4 protein-coding genes and 1 pseudogene are annotated in these 4,182 nt (G+C 46.1%); all 5 read right to left on the bottom strand.

The annotated features are described in order from the left end of the window. Nucleotides 1-364: response regulator transcription factor (locus QJ48_RS24420; protein WP_157261742.1), on the bottom strand; the 364-nt coding region annotated here is incomplete at its 3' end. 214 nt (nucleotides 365-578) lie between these two features. Next, nucleotides 579-2,768 carry a histidine kinase dimerization/phospho-acceptor domain-containing protein gene (locus QJ48_RS24425; protein WP_054976039.1) on the bottom strand — a complete coding sequence of 730 codons (2,190 nt, stop codon included), beginning with the start codon at nucleotides 2,766-2,768 and terminating at the stop codon, nucleotides 579-581. Beyond that, the gene (locus tag QJ48_RS24430) at nucleotides 2,746-3,438 is read right to left on the bottom strand and encodes a response regulator transcription factor (protein WP_054976040.1); all 693 of its coding nucleotides are present in this window, start codon (nucleotides 3,436-3,438) and stop codon (nucleotides 2,746-2,748) included. The genes QJ48_RS24425 and QJ48_RS24430 overlap by 23 nt, the downstream gene beginning before the upstream one ends. A 100-nt stretch (nucleotides 3,439-3,538) precedes the next feature. Beyond that, nucleotides 3,539-3,859 (bottom strand): hypothetical protein, encoded by a 321-nt coding sequence (locus tag QJ48_RS24435; protein ID WP_054976041.1) that lies wholly within the window; start codon nucleotides 3,857-3,859, stop codon nucleotides 3,539-3,541. Next, a pseudogene (locus tag QJ48_RS24440) lies at nucleotides 3,837-4,182 on the bottom strand (winged helix-turn-helix domain-containing protein); the annotation flags it as partial. The pseudogene QJ48_RS24440 and the gene QJ48_RS24435, both read right to left, overlap by 23 nt.

The raw sequence follows: 4,182 nt of genomic DNA on the forward strand, positions 1-4,182 counted from the left end.
TGTAGCGTCGAAGCTGGGATTTCGCCCGGGCGGTCAGCTCCAGCGGATTGAAGGGCTTGCACAAATAATCGTCCGCGCCGACGGTCAGCCCCAGGATTTTGTCCGTATCCTCGGATTTGGCGGACAGCATAAGAATGGGAATATTGCGGCTTTCGCGGATTTTGAACGTCGTCTGGATGCCGTCCAAGCCGGGCATCATAACGTCCAGAATGATCAGATGGATATCTTCCTTCTCCAGAATGTCCAAAGCCTCCAAGCCGTGGCTCGCTTTGAACACGTTCATGTTTTCGTTCTTCAAATAGATTTCGATGGCGTCCCGAATCTCCGGTTCATCGTCGGCCACCAGCACATTGTACTTCTGCATCATCTTACTCCTTGAATGCTGCGTTCGAATTTACGGCTGCTTGCAAGCGCATATGTCTATATTAAAGGAGACTTTTGTCAAAAAAGCTACCCGTTTTCTTACAAATTTCTTACGAAGTGTCTACTTGACTAGGGTTACGACAAGAATAACAGATAATAAAAAAAGGATGACAATTCTGCCATCCTTTTTGCGCTCCATATTCCAGCGGAGGCCATCAGCAATCTTCCGCTTGCTTATTGAATATAACCGTTACTTTAAAGTAATCCCCTTCGATTGCGATCTGAAGCCGGCCTCCTTGAAGTTCAACAATACTTTTGGCGATGGCCAAACCCAATCCGGAGCCTTCGGTGTGCCGGGAAGAATCGCCTCGTTTGAACCGTTCGAACAGCTCTTCGGCGTCAAATTGAATTTCGTAAGCCGAGACATTGCTAATCCGCAATACGGTATGCTCCTGTTCCTCGGTCAAAGAAAGATGAACCCGGGTTTCCGGCATGGAGTAATGGAGAGCATTTTGGATCAAATTCTCGAATACTCTCCACGTCTTTTTACCGTCCAGCCGGGCAAAGATATGCGGATGCTCGATATGAACGCGAAAATGGAGCTTGGAAGTTTCAATTTTATCATTAAGTTCTGCGAGAGCCTGCTGCAAAAGCGCAGATACATTGACTGTTTCCAGGTCCAATACCACTGTACCGCTGGAAAGCTGGGATACCTCGAAAAGATCTTCGATCAGCATTTTGAGACGGTTTGTTTTTTTCTCTAAAACTTGCACGTAGTGGTCAGACTCACCCGGTAGCGGGCTCTCTTTTTTCAGCAAATCAACGTAGTTGATCATGGAAGTAAGCGGTGTTTTCAAATCATGGGAAACGTTCGTGATCAACTCGGATTTCAATCTTTCGCTTCTTAACTCTACGTCAAGAGCAGCCTGAAAGCCTTGCTTCATGCTTTGCAACTGCCGGACCATTTGCGACAATTCTCCTGTACCGTTTTCCTCAAACGCAAAGTTGAAACGACCGGCCGATATTTCGTTCATGCCTGTAAGCATGTGATTCAACGTCCCTACCCGTTTGGCGAGATAAGGAACGGCGATGAAAAGGTAAGCGAGCGCATACATGAAAGATAGGATGGGCCAGATTCCCGATTCCTTCCATGCGGCGAACAAAAACAGGCCCAGCAGGACCGTCGACAGGAAGATCAGAACGGATTTGAACAGTAATATTTTATTGGTCAGAGCGGCTTTCAACAGCTTGTTGAGCGTTAGAATGTATCCCTTTTTCCACTGCTCACCAAAAGCACCTTTGGTACGGTACAGACGCAGCGCATCATTCAGGCCAATGCCAATAAAAGAGAGGAGCGCCGCAAGCAGCACCCAACGGTAAGCAAAGCTGAACGGTATGCGCCAATCATAAATCGTTCTTCCGTAACCGAATACGGTAATAAGAAACAGGAGCAGAACGAGCATACGGATATCGATCGGGAGGCGCTGCCAGGCGGTCGTGAGCGTTCCGCCCCATATTTTCTCCTTTTCCCGGTTTTTTCGCATGTAAACGAACAGAACGATCAGGACTGCCGATCCAGCCGCAAAACCGGCGAATTCATAGTGCAATTGTTTCCGAATCCCAATCAAAGTAATATAGTCCTTGAACGCGACAGCCTCGGTTGCAAAAGCCATATTGGGTTCTACGGTGGCATAAAAGGTAAATTTGCCCTCCAATTGGTTCTGTTTAAAATAATCGTCCGCCCAATGCAGTTGCTTGACCGGCTGCTGAAGCGGAAACGTGATCGTATGGGTCGTCTCCGAGTCTTGCTCCGTTTTCAGTTCTCCGTCGGGACTAGCCGTTCTATTCGTATATGTTTTATGGTTCTTCTTATCCGTAATTGTATATTTAACCAAAGGATCAAGACGGGCGACTGTATTTTTGAGATTATGATAATCGCTTTTTCTTTCTTCTATGTATTTTGTCGTGTTTTCAAGAAGGTACCTCTGCCAAGCATTCTCAAACTGCTTGCTCCATTCGGCGAATTCTTTTTCTTGCAGCGTATAAAGGGAAACTCCTTCGGATGCCTTTAATGGCTGGTCCGGTCGTTCCGGGGTCATCCTGTCGAGCGCAAGAGCTTCAAATTCCTCTCTCCATTGCCGGACCGTTTCTTCGCTAACCTTCTTTTTCTCCATCCCTATCTTTTTTTCATCTTCTCCGTATTCAACATAGTATTTCGTGATGTCATGGACAGTGAGATGAACCTGCACACTGTAAAAGAGATCACCTTGAAAGAAAGGATTGCCGTAAATATAATCCTGTTTTTTGGAAATATCGATAGCCAGCAGCAGTACCAGCGCCGCGCAGATGATAAGCAAAACTCTCACAAACGCAGTCATGTATTTACTTTTCAATTTTGTAGCCAATCCCCCATACCACCTTCAAATATTTTGGCTCGCGCGGGTTGATTTCAATCTTCTCGCGTATGCGCCTGATATGAACCGCAACCGTATTCTCGCCATTGGCGCTCGGTTCCCGCCACACTTTTTCGTATATTTCTTCGATGGAATAGACCCGCCCTTTGTTTACCATAAGCAGCTCCAGTATTTTATATTCCGTCGCGGTCAAACGGACAATTTCCTCGTCGACAGCAACAGTCTTCGTGCTTTTGCTCAAAGCGAGTCCGTTGGCGTAGATGATATCCTCAGCCGGCTTGTAGTCGCCCAGACAAGTATATCTTCTTAACAGGGATTTTACCCTTGCTATAAGCTCCAAAGTATTAAACGGCTTGCTGATATAATCGTCAGCCCCGGCGTTTAGTCCCTCAATTTTGTCCATATCCCGGGTTTTGGCCGAGACGATCAGGATCGGAATGTTTCTGGTTTCGCGGATTTTAAACGTTGCTTGAATACCGTCCAGCTTGGGCATCATCACATCCAGCAGAATCAGATGGATTTCGTTCCGCTCGAGCACAGCCAGCGCTTCGAGACCGTTGCTGGCGGTAAACACGTTCAGGCTTTCTCTTCTTAAATTGATACTGAGGGCTTCCACAATTTCGGCATCGTCATCAACTATCAACACATTGAATTGCTGCATAAATAACCACCTTGATTGAAAAATGATTTCGTTTGCTCGCTAACGAAAGCGATATCACTTAGTATACAAGAGAAAATTTACAAAAAAATCTCTATATTTATTAAAAATCTTTTAAAAATACTAAATTTTCCTGATCCGGTTCCTTGCTCAGATTGGTCCAAAGCGTACTGTCTTTGAGAACTGTATCTTCGGACTGCTCATCTTCCTTGTCTCCCCATTCACGAGCGTAATATTGTTTGACCATATTAAGACTGAGGGCAAAATAACCATAGAAATTCCCTGTACGAAAGTAGGTGTCTTTATTGAGATATTCCCTGTGCTTGTAAACGTCTACTGCCGAAAGCAAGGCAAATGTCATTAAAAAAACGATCAGTATCCATGCCAATAGCGCGACGAGCTTACTTCTCGATTTTGTAGCCAATGCCTCGCACCACCTTCAAATATTGGGCTCCCGCGGATTGATCTCGATTTTCTCGCGGATTCGCCGCACATCACCGTTACCGTATTTTCGCCGTTGAAATACGGCTCTTTCCATTCCTTTTCATAAATCTCCTCTATCGAAAACACACGGCCCCGATGCTCGATCAAGAGCTCAAGGATCTTATATTCAGTCGCCGTCAGTCGGACTTCCTCTTGATCCACGAAGACGGTTTTGCTGCGTTTGTTCAGCACGAGGCCCCGGACTTCGATCTCGTCCTCGTTTGCTTTGTAATGGCCCAGCAGCGTGTAGCGTCGAAGCTGGGA

The sequence above is a fragment of the Paenibacillus sp. A3 genome (assembly GCF_001399685.1).
In the GTDB taxonomy this organism is placed as follows: Bacteria; Bacillota; Bacilli; order Paenibacillales; family NBRC-103111; genus Paenibacillus_G.